At 69.5% G+C, this 17,172-nt stretch carries 18 protein-coding genes; 1 reads left to right on the top strand and 17 read right to left on the bottom strand.

The window, feature by feature from the left end; translation table 11 throughout:
- Positions 1-33 precede the first annotated feature (33 nt).
- The 15 genes from ACFWP3_RS39200 to ACFWP3_RS39130 form a co-directional block, all read right to left on the bottom strand.
- Positions 34-213: a hypothetical protein gene (locus ACFWP3_RS39200; protein ID WP_384231137.1), complete on the bottom strand. Its 180-nt coding sequence runs from the start codon at positions 211-213 to the stop codon at positions 34-36.
- Positions 214-498: 285 nt separating this feature from the next.
- Positions 499-1,263, bottom strand: coding sequence for a hypothetical protein (locus ACFWP3_RS39195; RefSeq protein ID WP_384231135.1), 765 nt, complete (start codon positions 1,261-1,263; stop codon positions 499-501).
- A gap of 240 nt (positions 1,264-1,503) precedes the next feature.
- Positions 1,504-2,175, bottom strand: coding sequence for a hypothetical protein (locus ACFWP3_RS39190; RefSeq protein WP_384231133.1), 672 nt, complete (start codon positions 2,173-2,175; stop codon positions 1,504-1,506).
- Positions 2,176-2,374: 199 nt separating this feature from the next.
- On the bottom strand, positions 2,375-2,839 hold the full coding sequence (locus ACFWP3_RS39185; protein ID WP_384231131.1) for a hypothetical protein: 465 nt from the start codon (positions 2,837-2,839) through the stop codon (positions 2,375-2,377).
- Between the two features lie 202 nt (positions 2,840-3,041).
- Complete coding sequence (locus ACFWP3_RS39180) at positions 3,042-3,512, bottom strand: hypothetical protein (protein ID WP_384231130.1); 471 nt, start codon at positions 3,510-3,512, stop codon at positions 3,042-3,044.
- Between the two features lie 311 nt (positions 3,513-3,823).
- A complete protein-coding gene (locus tag ACFWP3_RS39175; protein ID WP_384231127.1) occupies positions 3,824-4,261 on the bottom strand; it encodes a hypothetical protein in 438 nt (145 codons plus the stop codon).
- 232 nt (positions 4,262-4,493) lie between these two features.
- Positions 4,494-4,850, bottom strand: a complete 357-nt coding sequence (locus ACFWP3_RS39170; RefSeq protein ID WP_384231139.1) for a PH domain-containing protein — start codon at positions 4,848-4,850, stop codon at positions 4,494-4,496.
- 248 nt (positions 4,851-5,098) lie between these two features.
- Entirely contained in the window at positions 5,099-5,749 is a 651-nt protein-coding gene (locus tag ACFWP3_RS39165; protein ID WP_384231125.1) for a PH domain-containing protein, read from the bottom strand.
- Positions 5,746-6,339, bottom strand: a complete 594-nt coding sequence (locus tag ACFWP3_RS39160) for a PH domain-containing protein (RefSeq protein WP_384231123.1) — start codon at positions 6,337-6,339, stop codon at positions 5,746-5,748. The genes ACFWP3_RS39165 and ACFWP3_RS39160 overlap by 4 nt, the downstream gene beginning before the upstream one ends.
- Before the next feature lie 557 nt (positions 6,340-6,896).
- On the bottom strand, positions 6,897-7,928 hold the full coding sequence (locus ACFWP3_RS39155; protein WP_384231120.1) for a hypothetical protein: 1,032 nt from the start codon (positions 7,926-7,928) through the stop codon (positions 6,897-6,899).
- Positions 7,929-8,131: 203 nt separating this feature from the next.
- Complete coding sequence (locus tag ACFWP3_RS39150; RefSeq protein ID WP_384231118.1) at positions 8,132-9,757, bottom strand: hypothetical protein; 1,626 nt, start codon at positions 9,755-9,757, stop codon at positions 8,132-8,134.
- 236 nt (positions 9,758-9,993) lie between these two features.
- A complete protein-coding gene (locus ACFWP3_RS39145) occupies positions 9,994-10,869 on the bottom strand; it encodes a hypothetical protein (RefSeq protein ID WP_384231116.1) in 876 nt (291 codons plus the stop codon).
- Between the two features lie 250 nt (positions 10,870-11,119).
- Positions 11,120-11,713, bottom strand: coding sequence for a hypothetical protein (locus ACFWP3_RS39140; protein WP_384231114.1), 594 nt, complete (start codon positions 11,711-11,713; stop codon positions 11,120-11,122).
- A 232-nt stretch (positions 11,714-11,945) separates the two neighbouring features.
- A complete protein-coding gene (locus ACFWP3_RS39135; protein WP_384231112.1) occupies positions 11,946-12,704 on the bottom strand; it encodes a hypothetical protein in 759 nt (252 codons plus the stop codon).
- A 335-nt stretch (positions 12,705-13,039) separates the two neighbouring features.
- Complete coding sequence (locus ACFWP3_RS39130) at positions 13,040-13,945, bottom strand: hypothetical protein (RefSeq protein WP_384231110.1); 906 nt, start codon at positions 13,943-13,945, stop codon at positions 13,040-13,042.
- Between the two features lie 918 nt (positions 13,946-14,863).
- On the opposite strand from ACFWP3_RS39130, the gene ACFWP3_RS39125 reads away from it, so the two are divergent.
- Entirely contained in the window at positions 14,864-15,682 is an 819-nt protein-coding gene (locus tag ACFWP3_RS39125) for a hypothetical protein (protein ID WP_384231107.1), read from the top strand.
- A 296-nt stretch (positions 15,683-15,978) separates the two neighbouring features.
- On the opposite strand, the gene ACFWP3_RS39120 is transcribed toward ACFWP3_RS39125, so the two are convergent.
- The gene (locus tag ACFWP3_RS39120; RefSeq protein ID WP_384231104.1) at positions 15,979-16,356 is read right to left on the bottom strand and encodes a hypothetical protein; all 378 of its coding nucleotides are present in this window, start codon (positions 16,354-16,356) and stop codon (positions 15,979-15,981) included.
- 236 nt (positions 16,357-16,592) lie between these two features.
- Positions 16,593-16,787 carry a hypothetical protein gene (locus tag ACFWP3_RS39115; RefSeq protein WP_384231102.1) on the bottom strand — a complete coding sequence of 65 codons (195 nt, stop codon included), beginning with the start codon at positions 16,785-16,787 and terminating at the stop codon, positions 16,593-16,595.
- Positions 16,788-17,172: the final 385 nt, after the last annotated feature.

Here is a 17,172-nt window from a genome sequence, read left to right as displayed (position 1 = left end):
CGTACCAGGAGCGGGTGGAGCCAAATCAACTTCTTACACCCCGTGGAGCCACTTCACGTTCCCACCCTGGAGCCCAAAGAAGTGCTTACAGACACTGATGCCCCCAGCGTGGCCCATGTGGTGTTCACGCAGGTAGGAGTTGAGGGGGCTTGTCCACATCTCCTCGTCGCTCTCGGAGGGCTTGGTGCGGTCGCGGTAGAGGGTGTAGCCCATGGGGTGCGCCTTTCGGTGGAACGGTTTGCCTGGCTGAAGTCGGTATGGATCGGACCGCGCACGGGCGGGCCTGGGGTGGCCCGCGGGTGAGGGGTTACGCGGCCCGGCCGGTGCCGGTCGCTCACAGGTCACGAGAGAGGGGGTTCGCGGCGGGCGATGCCCGGCTAAACCCACCTTCCGGCACAGCCGGGTAAGCCCCGCTACCCACTCAGCCTCGGCCAACGAGCCCTTGGGAAGGGGACGCCCCGGGCCGCTGGGTGCGGTCCGGGGCCAGGGCGGATGTCGTCAGGGGGTAGTGGTGGTGCGGGTGGTGAGAACGTCGCGGAAGGCGCGCAGGGCGCGGACGGCGGCGCGTTCGGCGTCGGCGGGCCAGGTGGGGTCGTGGTCGCGGGCGTAGCCGAAGGTCTCGTTTTCGTCGAGAAGGGCACACAGGTCGGTCGCGTCCTTGGCGGCGGCCGGGTAGTCGGTGTCCGCGGCGGTGAAGACCTCCGGGTCGGGGGCGGGCAGGATGTCGGAGCGGTAGGCGGTGTTGCCAGTGGTCAGGGTGCCGAGGACGGTCACGGCGAAGGCCCAGGCGAGGTGGCATATGTCGCGGGTGGCGGGGGTCAGGCACAGGGTCGCGTTCGCGGTGTCCTTCGAGGCGCTGTGACGCTCCACGGCTGCTTCGGCGGTGATGCGGGGGCCGAGGTGCACCGTGCCGGCGAGGGTGCCGGGCAGGTCTCGGGAGTAGGGCCGCCAGGACCAGAAGGGCGTTCCGTCGTCGTTGGGGTCGAGGGTGCCGAGGCGGTGCAGGGCGTCGTACCAGGAGGCACCGGTGAAGCCTTCGGCTGCCAGGGTGATGGCGCCGGTGTCCGGGTTGATGGTGACGGTCCCGGAGATGGGCGCGGTCCGGAAGCGGGGGCTCGGCTCGAAGAAGCGCAGTCCGGTGGTGTTCTCGTCGGTGAGGGTCTGGGCGGCGAGGTTCGAGGAGTCGAGCAGGACGGCGTACAGGGCGCTCCAGGTCAGGGAGTTGGTGAGGAACTGGTCGAGGTCGTCGCGGGTGTTGAACACGGGTGGTGTCTCCCGGGATGCGGTGGCCAGCGGGGTGCGGGCCGGACGGGAGGACCCTGGCGGGGCAGAGGGCTAGCTCCGCAACAGTCAGGGCCGGAGGTCGACGGAAGGAGGCGAGCAGGGCTGCCGGGCAGCCCTGCGCCGGGGCGGCCGATGGCGGACCGCACGCGAGGTGAGCGCGCGGACATGAAGCGGCCCCGCACCGTGGACAGGTGCGGGGCCGGGTGGTGCGGTGGCGGGCTAACTTGCTCGCGGGGTGGAGTCGGGCACGGTGTGGGCAAGGGCGTAGACGGTGGTTCCGGTGTCGAACTCGTATGCGAGACCCTCGGCGGTCACTGCGCGGATCCAGTTGCGGCGGGGATGGTCGATCGTCCCGGGCCGGGTTCCCTGTACCGCACCGGCGACGGGGAACTCCAGCACGCCCCGGGTAGTCGTGTGCAGTGAGAGCACCGCTCCGGTGGGAATGTCCTCGGCCAGGATGGCTTCGAGCGGGCCGAGCTGGTATTTGAAGCATCCGCACCGAGGGGCCGTGCAGCGGGTGTATCCGTAGCGGCCGGGGGCGTGGCGTGCGTCCAGGTGGTGGCAGCAGCGTCCAGGCTGGGGGTGCGTTCCGCTGTTCTCGTCCCAGTGCAGCTTGTTGGATTCGGCGCGCTGATCGATAGCGGTGAGCGCCGCACGGACGGCGGCGGCGCGGCTGCTCCACCCGCCGGTGATCTCTTCTCGGCTCTCTGGGGTGATGTCCCAGAAGACCGACCATCCGTAGGTGACTGGGCCGTTGCTGTCGAACCCCACCGGCCGGTAGGTGCTGAACGTGAGCCCTCGATGGTTGAAGTCCCAGCCGTGTCCGTCACCAGGGGTGTCGGCTGCGTGGAACGTGGGGAGCTGTCGGTGGGTGGTTGGGGCGGTCGTCATGCTGCTCTCTCTTCCTCATTGGGCGTGCCGGAGGTTCGTGCCGATCCGGGAGGACTGTCACCGGACGCAGGCCAAGGCCCGCAACCACCGTCAGAGAGGCTGTTGCGGGGGCGGAATGGAAAGCGGCCCCGCGCCATGGAGGCAGTGCGGGGCCGCCGAGGTGGGACGGGGCTCGGGGACGGCCGGAGCCCGGAGCGGGTCAGGCGGTTTTCGGTTCGGTGAGGCCGCGAACCGCGTGCATGAGGTAGACGATCGGGAGGGTGAAGTTGCCGGTGATGTGCTCGTCGTCGTGGACGGTCAGCCGTTGCTCGGCGCGGTAGAGGTGGCGGGTGTGGGTGCCGGGCTCGGCGGCCGGCAGAAGTGTCCCCAGGATGTCTCCGAAGTGGACTTGACCGCCGCTGGTGAAGGCGTAGGCGGCGCTGCGGTGCAGGTCGGTGAAGTAGACCTGGGCGGCGACGCCATCGCTGAGCTGGATGGTCACGCGGCCTCCGTGAGGGAGGTCGGCGGCCAGGTGGGACCAGGGGGATTCCTCGTTGCGGGGGTCGCGGCGAAGCAGGGGCTGGAGGTGGATGAGGAGGCTGGCGGTGGCGGTGCGGTAGGCGTCGCGGGCGGCCAGCCATGCCTCCTGGGCGGCATGGTCGGCGGTTCCCTGGGCGAAGGACACGGGCGGGCCTTTCGGTGTGAGGGTCTGGGGTGGCCTCGGCGGTGCCGGGGCGGGGTGACCTTCGCGGATCTGCGAGTTACCTGGGCAAGAGCTGGCCTGGGACCGGCAGGGAGCTGACGGAGCCGGAGCGGCCCCGGCAGCCCAGAGTCGGGCGCCGGGGCCAGACGAGGCACGGAGCGGTACAGCGGGCGGCAGGGCTGGACTACAGAAGGGTTCGAGGTGCTGTGCCATTGCCGGACGGGATCAGCCCTCGGTGGTTGCATTTCTCGCAGCGTCTGATCTCGCCTACCTCGACGACCTCTCCATCTCGTTCGATGTCACAGTCGACGTCGAACGAAATGGAGATCTGGCCGAACCCGGAGCAGTCCGGGCACAGCCGCTCGTCCACGAGGCGCCGGGCGAGGGTGACGCTTTCAGGCGAGCAGTGGCGGCCGGTCAGGGCCGTCGCGGTCTCGTTCAGGATCTCGGCGCGGACCAGCTGGACCAGGCGGTCGGCGCGTGTCTGGTCCCAGCCGCGCTGGCCGGCGAGAAGCGAGGCAACGGCGTCGCTGGCCGTACGGCGGGCTCCGCACAGGGAGCACGTCACGGCGCTGTCGTCCCAGAAGTGGTTGAACGGATGCTGCGGGCATATCCACGTGGGGTCCGGCTGTTCGGCCGTGGGGTTGTCGGTCATCGGTCGGCTCCTGTCCGAGGTGATGGGGATCGGTGTGGCCGGGCCCGAGGAGGGTGGTCCCCGGCGCGGGGTGATCCGCACGTTGGCCCGGTGACGGGCAAGGCGTGAAAGCGGTCCCGGCGCGGGCGAGCATGTTGCTACTTCGGGCATCTGTGGGGGTGCGGGGCCAGGGGGCGCGGTGCGGAGCGGAGGATCGCGGATGGGCAACGACGGCGAGCCGTCGACAGGCCCGATCCCGTGCGCCGTCGGATGGCCCCGGCTGCGGGTGAGCGCGCAGCCGGGGCGTGGCGAGGTGTTCGGTGGAGGCCTCCTCAGTGGGCAGGGGACGGGGGCGTGAGTACGTATCCGAGGTGTCCGGGGGTGGTGTCGTGGACAGCGCGCACCTGCCAGCCCTCGGAAGCGAAGAACTGCGGCCACCGGCTGGCCTCGGCGACGCGGCTGGCGCGCAGAGCCGGGTATCCAGGGTGTGTGCGGGGGTTGAGCTGGTGGTCGAAGTGAGCCAGTTCCAGATCGAGGATCACGTTGATCTCCTCCCCCAGGGTCTGTGAGTCGACGTGAGCGCCCTGACTCACACAGTGGTCGGTGGCGGTGTAGGCGGCGAGCGCCACACCGTGGCGGGCGAGTATGGCCAGCGCCCGCGCGGTCAGCCATTGTCCACGCGGGGTCCGGTCGATGTCCGGGTGGAGTCCGTGGTGGGTGACGGGAGCGGTGAGGTAGTCGGGCAGGCTGATGCCGGGGACCAAGGGCATGGGCGGGATCCATTTCTCATGCGGTCGGGAGGGGGCGCGTGGCGGCGACTCGCTGGGGCTCAACCGTGCGAGGTCGCCCCGCAACCCCCGCAACCCCGCGCCGGCAGTATGGCGAGGTCCTGACGGCATGGGGCGGGCCAAGCAGGGCCGCGGGGCCGGGGTTACGCAGCGACGGCAGCATGAGTAGGGCCCGCCCTGGCCGTGACAGCGCAGGACGGGCCCTAGGGGGCACCTACTGTGATGGGGGTATCGACGCCCGATAGAGACCTGAGGCGAGGTCTCGTGCCTCGGTGGCGGTTCGGTGGGAGGCCGACACCGTGCCACCACCGGACAGGTTTGCGTTGACGGTCGCAAGGCCGAGAACGCGCTGCCATGGACCCTGGCTCACGTCGACGGACTGGACGCGCTGGGCGGGGCAGACCGTGGTGACGTTGCGGAAGAAGTACCCACTCCAGGCTGTGAAGCAGCCTTCGCCGAGGCGGTATCCGAGCGCCTTGTGAAAGGGGGTGGCCTTGCGTGCCGCGTGCGGCGCTGGGATGGGGTCGTGCAGGTGCGATGCGGCGTCCGGTCCAAGGAGGTGAAGGACCATCTTCTCTGCCACGGCGCGGGGACAGACGGGTATCAGGATGCCGGGCTTGGCGGCGCCGGAGACGGCGGCCCGCACCTCGACCCAGTCGAAGCGGCGCCACAGTACCGGCTGGTGGATCTCGATGAAGGCGATGCGGGTGTCGCGGTAGGTGTACTGCTGGGTGTCGAACAGCCCGTGGTCGGTGCGGTAGGTGCCGTGGGCGGTGCGGGTGACGGACCATCCGCTGTAGACGAAGAGCCGCCTGCCGGTCAGCCTCCAGACCCTGGGATGAACGCGACGAGGGTGGAGAGGGTGAGCAGTTCACCGGAGAGGGCGTAGGGGAGAACGGCGACGGTGACGAGGAAGAGCGACCACAGGTTGGTGCTGAGGTCGAGGAGCAGGGCCGCGATCAGGTCGATGCCCCTGACCCGGTAAAGGTGTTCCTCGGCGGTGTCTTCGGCAAGAATGCGCGCCTTGAGCATGCGCGCCTGGTTGTGGGTGAGGTAGGCGAGGGACATCGTCGTCCCGGACATCACAACGCGGAGGGTGCAGACGCCGATGAGCCGGCCGAGGAAGGGTCGTCCGATGTCGACGCTCTGGACGTGGTCGAGTTCGCAGTGGCGCCGGACTTTGAACACCAGGCCGCTGCGGTAGGCGAGCACCATTCCGTCGAGGCTGTAGTGGCTCTGCCTCCAGGACGCGATGAACAGTGCGACGGTGCCCGAGATGATCACTGCGGCGGCGACGCATGCTGCCCATACGGGCACGACGATCACGCCGTCGTCGAGGTCAAAGCTTGCCCGAAGGGCCACGAGGTCGCGCTGCTGGTAGGCGAAGGTCGCAAGGGCGGCAACGACGGCCCAGCTGTGCTTCAGGGGGGTGACTGGGTGGAGTCGCCCTTCGACGGGAGGCTGGGTCATACCGGCAGCCTCCGTACCCGGGCGAGCTCGGTGAGCTGGTCTCGCAGCTCGTGAGCGGTCTGCGGGTCGACGTCGGCGATGGCGTCTTGTCCTGAGCCCCCGTGCGGCCACCTGGCGGCCGCCGACTGGGCGGCAGTGCTGATCGTCACGGTGGCGAGGTTGTAGCGGCGTTGGAGGGGGCCGCTGGCCACGTTCACTTCTTGGATCCGAGCGTATGCCAGGACTGTCAGGCTGCGGTTCAGGAGGCCGGTGCGTATGTAGAGCTCTTCGGCGCCCAGGTGGTATCCGCGGAAGTGCCAGGCGACCTTGATGCGGTTCCAGCGCCAGATGTACAGCGCCAGCGGGAGGAGGGCGAGGGACGCCATGGCGGGGTGCCACCAGTTCAGGAGATCGTGCCAGTCGCGGGTCCTGGTGAGGGCCAGGTAGACGATGGTGGTGGTCAGTCCGGCGAGGGTTCCAAGCAGGGCGGTTCCTCCGACGACTGCGAGCGCGGAGGTGATGCGGCCGACTCGAACGGCGCGCTCAGGATGGCGAGTGAGTTCTACGCCGCTGAGGGTGAAGGGCGGTTCGGGTCTGATGTACGGGGGCATTGCTGTGCACCTGTTTCCATCGAGATGCGCTGATTCCGGGAGGTATCGCCCGGTGAGCGGAACCGTGGCGGAAGTGGTGGTTAGCGGCGCAAGTGCGACAGGTGCGGAATCGGTGTAAGTGGGAAACGGGTCGGGCCCGCCTCCTGGCCGTGGTGGTGGCCAGGAGGCGGGCCCGGTGGGCGGGTGCTGTAGATCAGAGGCGGCGGACAGTGCCGGCGGATGACTCGGCGGTGATCTGTATGTCGGTCCGCCGGGAGCCGTAGAGGGTGATCGATCCGGTGAAGCGTGGAGGTCGACAGCGCCGGTCGCCTCGGGGGCGATGGTGAATTTGATGGATCCCGCATCCGCCCGCACCCGGGCAGCGTGCCCGGTGTGGCTGGCGATAGAGACCGATCCGGCGGCTGCGCGAACGTCGGCCCACTCTCCAACCTGTTCGATGCGGACCGATCCGGCGGATGCCCCAATCTCGGCTCGCCCCACGCTAATGCTCGACGGGGCGAAATAGACCCCCGAATAAACCAACAGCATCCCGTGTTGCGGGGACCGAGTCGTGTGGGTCAGCTGCTCATGCCCGGGGAGTCGCGACGGTCGTCCGAGGCAGTCTCGCTATCGGGGTCTACGCGGTGGGTCGTCTCTGTGGGGGCGTCGCTCCACTGGGCCTGGACCGTGGGGCACTCGGACGGTACGGCGGGGGCGCACTGGCACGTCAGAGCTTCGCTCCACGACTGGCCCTTGCCGCAGGCGTCGCACTTGGCCCAAAGGCGGACGGTGTAGCGAATGTTGGAGCTGCCGCAGGCGCTGCACTTCGCGTGGGTCAGTACGGAGGCGTGGAGGGACTCTGTGCCGCGGATTTCCACCGCCCAGCCGTTTTGCACGAGGGTGTCGGCGACCGCGCGGCTGACCTCTTCTCGGGCGTCGCGGCCAAGGCCTCGCTGGCTGATGACGTCGATCTGCACCCAGTCGGGCCGCCATGAGATCAGGCTGGGAGTCGTGTGGGCGGGTACGACGGCCGTCGCCTGTGATGTTGCTTGGGTGAATCCGGCGTCGTACAGCGTGCGGGTAGCGCGTTCGACAGGACCGGCGGCCGCGGGAAGGGGAAGGAGGACGTCCCCCTGGACACGGACGGTGCGGACCGCGCGTCCTCCGGCTGTGGCGGGTGCCTGCTCCGAGGCCGCGTAGCCGTGGTGGCGCAGCTCGGCGATCGCGGCGCGGACGAGGGCGGGCGTGGCGGTCGGGAAGGTGAGCACGGTGAAGTCCGTCTCGTCGTCGCTGTCCTCCTGGGCGTAGAAGAAGCCCGGGTGACCGGTGGGGTAGCCGTTGGCCGTGAAGCCGGGCTGGCGCATAAGGATCTGCGTGATCTCTTCGGCGGTGGCGTCGGGGGAGATCGCGGTGGGCTTGACGGGTCCGGCCTGGTGGGCGGGGCCGTTGATGTTGAGCCCGAGGCCGGTGAACCAGCCGTTGAGCAGTTCCACGACGTCGCCGCCGTCCCAGCTGCCGTCCGCGTCCTCGTTGTCCTTGACGAGTCGGAACAGGCGGCCGATGGCACGTCCTTCGAGGTTGGCAGGGTCGTATTCGAGTGTGTTGGGCACCGTTCGTCCTTCGGTAGGTGGTGGTTGCCGGGCGGTGTCTCCTGGCGGGATGCGACTGCCGGAGTGCCGTGACGGGATGGACGGTGACCGGGGGCAGGGTTAGCCCCGCAACCTCTTGGTGAGGCCAGGGGGTTGGGACGGCTCGGACATGCGGAGGGCCCGCCCTGCCGGGGTCGGCGGGGCGGGCCTGGGGCTGCGGGTTGTCATCCGGTGTATATGGGAACCGCGTAGGCCGCGGCGCGGATGTTGGCTGCCGTCTCCGCAGAGATGGGGATCTTGTACAGCTCGTGCACGTAGGTGCGGGTCTTGGCTTCCCACTCGATGCCGAGAATGTGTCCGAAGAGGGCGGCGGCCACCATCGGGCAGACCGCGTCGGCGGCCTGCTGGGCCTTGGTTCGGATGCCTTCGCCGCGTCCGACGTGGCGCCACGGGTAGTCGGCGGGGAAGCCGACCAGTCGGCCGATGTCCTCTTGAGTGATGCGGGCGCCGGTCTCGGAGTCTGCCCAGCCGTAGATGGTGGCGGTCACGCAGGTCGAGGGCCGGTCGGCACTGCGCGTGCCGCCTCCCTTGGCGCGCCCGGTGGCGGGGTCGAGGGGGCGGTTGCCTCGGGTGAGGATCGTCCTGCCGGTCTCCCAGCCCACGCACTCGGCGAAGGTCGTGGTGGGGAACGGGTGGGCCGGGTAGAGGTCAACGAAGGGCTTGGGTCCCCGGTAGGCGGTCATGAAGCGGCGTACGCGGTGGGAGGCAGCGCCGTAGTCGACGGCGTCGAGGGTCCATCCTTCGGTGGTGTGCCATCCGGCGTTCCGCAGTTCTCCGAACAGGGCTTCTTCGATCTCGGCGGGGAGCTTGTCGGATTGCTCAACCATGACCCACTCCAGCGCGCCGGCGCCTCGTGCCAGCATCGCGAGTGGCCATATGGCAACTTCGGCCATGAGCCCGGCCCTGCTGTCCTCCAGCTGCGCGAGGGGTTCGCGGACCTCGGCCCAGGAGAGTCCTGTGCGGGGGGCGTAGCCGGTGGGTGAGTCCTGCCAGGGAAGGAATCCGGCGGCGGCGCCCGCCTCGTAGATGACCGGCAGGATCGTGTCGATGGCGGTGGCGGTGCGGCCCTTGCCCAGCCCGCCGCCCGTGAAAGCCCCACAGGGCGGCGTCAGCGCGATGCCGGTCACGTCCTGGAGCGCGGGGTTCTCGGGGTCGAGGTCAGTGACGTTGGCGTGGATCACGGTGAATCCGGCGGCATTCGCGGTGGCCACCGCACCCTGGTCGAGGTCGATGCCGATGACGTCGAAGTCGACGCCGAGGATGCGCAGCAGGCCGACGGTCAGGCCTCCGGGGCCGTGGAAGAGGACGACTACGCGCGGGCGCACTGGGCGGCCGTGGACGTTCTTCTCCGGCGGGAACAGCCAGCGCATCGGGAGGGGGGCCGCGTACCACTCCAGGAGTTCGCGGGTTGGCGTGTCCAGGGAGGCGAGGCGCTTGTGGGTGACCCGGCCTTCGGATTCGAGCTGGTCGAGGGTCATCGCTGCGCGCTCGCCCTTGGCCTGGCGGGAGCATTCGGTGATCCGCTCCTGGTCGTCCTCGACGATGGCGTAGGCGCACACGGTGACCCGTTCGACGGCCTCGAAGGCCCAGTCCCGGGCCTGGGGATCGCGGGGGTACTGGGCAGCATGGGCCGTGAGGATGTCAGCGGTGAGCTGGCATTCGACCATGGCGGGGTGACCAGCGGCCGCAAGTCGGGCAGCTGCGTCTTCTGCTTCCTGCTCGGCAGCGTCAGCAGCGAGTTCGGCGTCGAGCGGGTTCAAGTCGGTGGTGGGCAGGGTGAGCTGAGGCATGGCAGGGCTCCAGACCGAGGGGTGGGAAGGCCCGGGGCTCTGCGGAAGGCGAGCCGCTCCGGGTGGCGGCCGGGTCCGTGGAAGGGGGCCCGGCCGGTTCGGTTGGAACTGTGCAGATGAACGGGGTTAGGCCCGCAAGGTCAGCTCCCGGCGTCGGGGCGCAGGGCGGAGGCAGTCCTGCGGCTGCGGAGCGAACAGCTCGCCCCGCAGCCGCAGGGCCTGGGAGAGGTGGCTCTCTACGTGGCGGCGCTCTCGCAGGTGTTGGTGGGCTGGTCGGCCGAGTACAGGCCGAGGGTTTCCAGGTGACCGAGGGCCTCGGCGTGCTGTCCGCTGGTGATCTGGCAGGTGGCCAGCAGGCCGGCGAGGTAGGTGATCAAGCGGCCCCCTTCGGCGAACCAGGTGATGGGGAACGTGGGTGTCCCCACCTCATCCCTGTCGAGGGGGGTCGACGAGAAGACGATGAGTGTCTCGCGCGTGACCGCGTTGAAGCCGTCGGCAGCAGCCAGCAGAGGTGCGCGGGCGGCGTCCTGGGCGGCGCGCCGGGCGCGGTAGCGCTGGTCGGACTCGTCCCTCTGCTTCTTGGCGTCCTGGTAGGACTCGTGCCAGGCGTCGTAGAGCGGGTGCTGGTGGAAGGCTGCGGCGATGTCGTGGGCGTGGCCCAGACGGGCGACGGCCCACCTGGAGGCGGCCAGGTTGATGCGTTCGCTGGTATCGAGGTCCTTGGACTCGCCGATCCTGTCCGGGTCGCAGCTGCTCCAGCCTCCGGCCGGGATGTTGATCACGGGGTCGGTCGTGATGACGGACTTGCCGACCGATACGACTCGGCGTACCGACTCTCGGTGGTGCTCTACGCCTTCACGCACCGTGTACCGGCCCAAGACGTGGTCACTGGCGCCGTTGCGGGCGTTGTTGTCCAGGGCGAGGATCAGGTCTCCTTCTCGGAGCTGGCTGGCGCTCCTCACCTCGGTCAGCCGAGCCGGAACAGGCACGCTGTCCGGCGCGCGCCGTTCCCGGAGCGGCGCAAGGCCCTCGTCGTGAGCCAGGGTGTCGAGCCAGATCTGCATGGCCAAGCGTCCGGCCGCTTCCTGGGCCGTCTCGGGTGCGGAGTTCACGGTTCCCCTTCGGGTGTCTGGGCGGTTGGTGGTGGCGGCCAAGGGGGCGGGAATGTGGTCACCGCTCCCCCGGCCGCTGCTCCCAACCGTGGCCGGGCGTAGGCCAAGCCCCGCAAGTCGCTGGTGGCAGGCCGGCAGGGGGCGGGTGGCGTTCTATCGGTGGGGACCCACCCGGTCGGGGGCGCACGGCGAAGGGCCCGCCCGGGCGCACGTTATGGCGCGGGGCGGGCCCTGAATGCGGGGCGGCGGGCTATGCGCGGTTCACGGCGGAGCCCCACCCCTCGGTTGCCGGGCCGTTGCCGTCGGCAGAGAAGTAGAAGCTGGTGATGTCGCACCAGCGGGATTCGGCCGTCACGTGGTCGATCGCCGGGTCATTGCACACAGCGCAGCGTCCGGCACTCCTCCGGTATTGGGAGCAGACCTCCAGGTGGAGGGCGCGGGCGGCCCGTTGCGCGTCAGCCAGGGTGTCGTACTCCGCGCCTTCCCCCCACTGCTCGTAGTCGTGGTTCGGGTGCTCGTACTGGTCGAACTTTCCGGCGACGGTCCAGGGGCCGCAGGGGCCGAAGACCGTGTCGCTGAGGGGGAACGGGCCGTCGATGATTCCGTTGCGGGGCAGGACGCTGGCCGTGCAGCCGCATATCTCGTACCTGTGGTGCAGGCCGACGACGATGAGGTCCGGGCCAAGCGCGGTCGCCTCGAACTGGAACCGCTCCGGGTGCCCCCACGACTGCCAGTCCGGGTGGAGGGTGAAGCGCCCGGCAGTCTGTCGCGCGATGTCCCACGCGTCGGGGAGCCCCGGGGAGGTTTCGCTGCTGTCGGGGAGGGTCGGGAAGGTGGCGGGCATGCTGCTCCGATCGTCACAGGGGAAGTTGTGGCTCAGCGAGGGGTGACGGTGACGGGCAGGGGATCTAGCGGGTCAAGTTCACGTGGTGAGGGGCGCTTGGTCCTCGATGCGCCCTAGCCGGCGAGCGCGGCTTCGGCCCCTTCAACGCGCCGTTGCCGCGCACATGACGGCAATGCAGGCGCCACGCCGGGCCTAGCCCTCACTGCTGGGTGAGGGCAGGCCCGGCATGTGTTCACCCCCCTGTGTGCGCCTTGGCACGGGCGCGGGCGCGCCGTTCGGCCGCGGCGGTGTTGTCGAGCACTTGCAGTTCGCCGAAGGAGTGGTGCTTCAGTCCCTTGCGGGGGCGGTTTGAGGCCATGCCCACGCGAGGCGGCCCGAAGACGGCGAGGAGGTCGGAGGCAGCCTGCGAGGAGTAGCCCGCCGCTTCGAGCGAAGCGGTGTCGGGGAAGACGTCGGCGTGCCGGTCGAGATCCCTGTCGATCAAGTGGTCTTCTTTGCCGCCCAGGGAGAAGACGAACTTGAAGTTCGCGGGAGTGTTGGGCAGGACCAGGCGCCGGAACCGAGAGACGGCCTTGGTGTACGCGTAATAAGTCTGGCCTTGCGGTGCACCGCGCACCAGTTCGAGCCACAGCATGGTGTAGGCGTCGTCGAAGAAATCGCCCGCGTCGTGAATCCTGATGCTGGCCCCGGCGTAGCGGCGGTGGCGCAGCTCGGTGGCCATCCGCTCCTGCCACAGGAGAGGGGTGTCGAGCACAAGCCGGAGGTTGTTCTCGTGGCGCTGGCGCACGTTGGGGTAGCGGTAGGCGCCGTCGAGGGCGTAGCAGAACTTGGCGCAGACCCCGGCCTGGGGGCAGACGTTGATGTTGCGGGTGGTGACGGCGCCGTCGGGCCCTACGTCTTTGAGGGAGACCGCCCAGGCGGGCAGGGTCCAGTTCCAGATGCCTTGCGCCTTCATACGGGTGTTCTGGGTGAGCAGCCAGTCGGTGGCCATGGGTGGCACTCCACGGGTGATCCGGGTCGGATGAGGTGGTGTGCGGTGGAGGAGGCAGTCGATGAGACGTTCCGGCCGCGGGCTGCGGAGTCTCGGTGCCTTGCCAGCGCCCGTCCCCGGTGGCGGAGTGGGCTACGCAACGGTGCGAACAGTCACCGCATGGCGCCACGCGGCGCGGTGTTCCTGTCGGCGGGATCACGTTGGCCGGCGGCGGGGTTAGCTCCGCAAGTGACGGCGCACGCACATCCGGACCGGGTGTTCCGCAAACGCCGTCGGCCCGTCCCGTCTCGGCGACGGGGCGGGCCGACGGCTCTTAGCCGGTGCTCATGCTCGGGTCACCGGCGGGCGCGATCCCAAGCGAGGAGGTGCATGGGAGCGGTGCCGCGCAGGGTGGCTTTCACCGCGCGCGTGGAATCGTCCATGTCGACGGTGACGTTGGGTGCTTCGCAGACTCCCAGCCACTCCCCCAGCAGGCGCAGCACCTGCCACGAGTCCGCAGGGTCGGCGACGCCGAGGGAGAGCTCGAGACCGCAGTCATCGCCGTTGAGCGTCCACACCGCTATGAGGTCGGGGCTGACGGACAGGGCGGGGCTGAACACCCCGAAGGTGTCGAGGTAGGCCTGCGCGTTGGCATGGGCGCGCCGCTCTCGGGTGAGGGTGGTGCGCAGCGCTGTCTCCGCGGCCTCCCGCACCTTGGGGTGCGCGGTCGCCACCGGGCTCTCGTAGGCCGCTGTCGTCCAGCCGTCGGGCAGGTTCAGGAAGGTGGTGGCGATCTTCTGTCCGGAGGCGTCGTACACGGTCAGCGCTCGGCAGGAATTCTTGCCCGCCCCGATGATGGCGGTGAGGTCGTCGACCGCCAGCGGCTGGACGCTGTGTCCGGAAACAGGGCCGGGCAGCAGGGTGGCACAGTCGTCCAGCAGGCGGTTGAGACCTGCGCGCAGGTGCGGGTCTTCCACGTCCGTGTCGAGTGAGCTGAGGGACCCACGCGGACCGTGCGGGAGGCTGGTGGCCGGAGCCTGGAGGACACGGAGGGCGTGGGTACGACCCTTGAAGTCGTTGGTGAGCGCCGCAATCACCATGTCCGGCAGGTCGGGATTCGTCTCCAGGACGAGGGTGAGGTCGCAGCCTGCGTCGAAGGTGCATGCCGCCTTCCAGGGTGCCGTGTCCGTGGCCCCTTGGGCAGCCGCATCGCGCCGCTTGTAGTGGCCGAACTGCGAGGGGACAGGGTTGGTGTTGTTCACGTGGGTACTCCGTGGTGTCGGTTCGGGTCTGGCCGGTTTGGCCCGATGCACGTTCCGGGATCAGGGCGTTAGGGGCGCAAGCCGACAGGTCAGCTGAGCCTGGGGTGGCGCCGCGCGCCCTCGGTGGGTCCGGACGGGGCCCGTTGAGCGAGGGGCCATGCCTGGTCGGCGCCCCATCGGCTGCCGGGCCTCCGAAGTAGTTGGCCTCGGCATTGGCCGGGGTGCGGAGGTCGCCACCGGCCGACGCTCCCTCACGCCTCGTTGAGGCTCGGTTCCCGGCGTGTCTGGAGGGAAGGGGTCCCCCTCCTGGCGGCCTCGGTTGTGCAGCACACCTCTGGCACTATGGGCGCGCGGCCCGGCGGTGGGCCCGGAATCCCGCTGGGCGGAACGCTTCGGCAACTCCTTCCAGGCTCCTGGGAGGGACCGGCCGGCCCCCGTCTTGGGCCCGTGGGGCGTGCAGGTGTGAGGGTGGCAGCCACGGTGGCTGCGCCATTCCATGCGCGTGGGGGCGAGGTCGCCGCGGAAGCCGGTGAACATCGCCGAGGGGCCGGTGGGCAGACCGCGCGCGTTGGCTGGCGTGTGGGCCGAGCAGTTGCTACTCGGTAGGCACCATGAAGAGACTGAGCTGCTGTGCCTGGATGGCGTCGCGGGGTGAAGCCGACGTCGTCGTGTGTGCGGCCGTCAGCCTGGTGGGGAGCAGCTACTGGCGGTCTGCGCGCGCCAGGTGCCGTGCGGTCTCCCGCGCTACGAGAGCCGGGCGCGGCTCGCCCGCGCTCGGAAGACGGCCGTCCCTGACGCTTGACTTCAGAGGCTCGCACGGACCGGATCGGCGCCGGGTTCGTGCCGCGCATGCAGGACTGCGCCCGGCCCTCAGCGAACCGGGGATATGGCCCTGTGCCTCACCACTACGCTGACTGCGTGACTTCTCCCGCCGCTGGCAAGCGCGACATCGCCGAACTGCCCCACGACCCCGACAGCATCCAGCTCTCCTACGCGCTGGACGCCTCCCTGGGGAACCACGAGTACGAGGACACCCTCGAGAAGTGGAACGTCACCGCGCACCTGGGCGAGGACTTCGGGATGGACGATATCCCGCCGTGTGATGCCTGCGCGGCCAAGTGGCAGGCGGCTTACGAAGCCGACGGCTACGTCGACGAAGAGGAGCAATGTCCTCACCGTCTCATGGTCGGCGAGTTCGAACTGGTCAAGGTCCGATGGGGCGGTTCACAGAACCCGTACTGGGCCATGGAAGAGGAGTCCCAGAGCCTCTACGAGATCGCCGAGACGATCTTCACTGAGGAACACACGGACTACACGGAGGAGTTCCAGGAGCAGATCGACTTTGGTCTCACTGGAGACCTGCTGGTGCTCTACAAGGCCGAACTCGCCAATGCATGGCGGGGGTTCGGCCTCGGCTCGATGATCGCCGCCGACGCGCTGCGCCGCCTGTCACCCGGGTGTGGCGCGGTGATGGTCCACCCCACTCCGATCGACTCCTCCGGCATGACCAAGGAGCAGTGGACTAGGGCCCGGGACCGGCTGCGGGAGACGTGGGGGCGGCTGGGCTTCGTCCCATACGCCAGCACCCCGTACATGATCTACTCCACGGAGTGGGCAGTCCCCGGGAACCGGCAGGCCGCAGTACGCAAGGAACTGCGCGAGCTCAGCAACGCGTGGAGCTCGGCACGCGCGGCCGCTCGTGCCACCGCGCGGGCAGAGCACACTCCGAACTCGTAGGGGCACCCCCGCGATGTCTGGGGGAAGGTGCTGTGGCACCGGATGACTACCGGCTGGTGTTCCTGGATCCCGTTTCGGCGCCAGTCCTTCGGTCGCTGTGCTCTGACCTGCATGGCCAAGGGGCCCACCTCCCGGCGGGGAGGTGGGCCTTCGTCGTGTCGGGCTGCGCATCGCTTCGCCCCAGGCGGCGGAGGCACGGAACGGGCCTTGCGAGGCGGCGTCAGGTCAAGCCGCAGCCGTCGCGCCCACTCGGCATTTTCCAGGCCGGCGCCCTCACTGAGCCCGCGGCTGCTGGCTCACTTGGCGTGGGGTGAGGGCCTGTCCAAGACACGTGGGGCGGCGTCGCGAGTGCGTCGGCGTACGAGCCGGCGGTTCTCCAGCACGCTGCGGCCACGGGTGGCCAGGGCCTCTTCGTCCCTGCGGACCAGGGCTGCGACCGAGTCCACGGCAATCTGTTCCTGCTGGGGGAACTTGTGGAGCCTCGTAGCGATGACTGCACCGGGGCGCAGCGCCCTGGAGCGCAGGGCGTGGAGGATCTGGGTGTGGCGGTCGTGTTGGTTGCGTATGTCCGCCTCGCTCACGCCTCCCGCCTCGCCACGCCAGATGGCTTCGAACTCAGCGACTTCGTCGGGGTGCAGCTGGGCGGGCGGTGAGGTGTTGGCGTTGGGCGCCATGGCTCTGCTCCTCCGTTGGGCGCGCGTCGTCTCGGGTGCGACGGACGCGGCACGGGCATGAAGCGCACTGGTGTGCGTCGGCGCCGGAACGTAGGGAGTGGCCTGGTTAGACAGGCAAGCGCGGTGGGGAGCGGAGCGGTGAGCTGGAGTGACAGCGGCGGCCCCCGGTGGTGTTCATCTGCTAGAGATGAGCACCACCGGGGGCCGGTTGCGCGCAGGGCAGTCTGTCAGCGGTGTCAGGGGGTGCCGTCGGCCTGGAGCTCCTGGAGGTGCTCGTCGTGTCGGGCTCGGTGGGCGTCCGCGGTGTCGGGCGTGGGCTCGAGCAGGCCGCCGCAGGCGCAGGCGAGCTTGTAGAGGCCGCTGCCGGCGGGCTGGAGTACGAGGGTGTGGCCGGGCTGGCTGGTTTCGGTGGTGGCCGGGCTGTTGGACATGGCTTTCTCATTTCAGGGGTCGGTTGGGCTGGGTGGGGTCGGTCAGACGGAGAGTCTTGCAAGGTAGTTGTCGGCGGTGGAAGGGCTCAGGTGTTGGCGCAGTGCGTCGCCGCGGCGCCAGGTGAGCGTGCCGTCCAGGGCGTCGAGCATCCGAGCTGCGGCGATGATGCCGCCGATGGTGAGGTCCTTCTTGAAGCTGTGGTTGATGCGCCGCTCAAGGGCTGCGTAAAGCTCCGGGTGGGGCAGCCCCAGGGCGAAGCAGACCCGGGTGGCGAGGACAAGCCAGTCCGGTGTGGGTTCCGCTATCTCGTGCGCACGGACTCCAGTGGATACGTTGAATTCCGCGTGAAGTAAGTACTGATGGGGTGGCCCCTACATGCGCAAT

The sequence above is a fragment of the Streptomyces sp. NPDC058525 genome, assembly GCF_042719495.1.
Taxonomy (GTDB): domain Bacteria; phylum Actinomycetota; class Actinomycetes; order Streptomycetales; family Streptomycetaceae; genus Streptomyces.
This window is presented reverse-complemented; position numbering and strand designations above follow the sequence as displayed.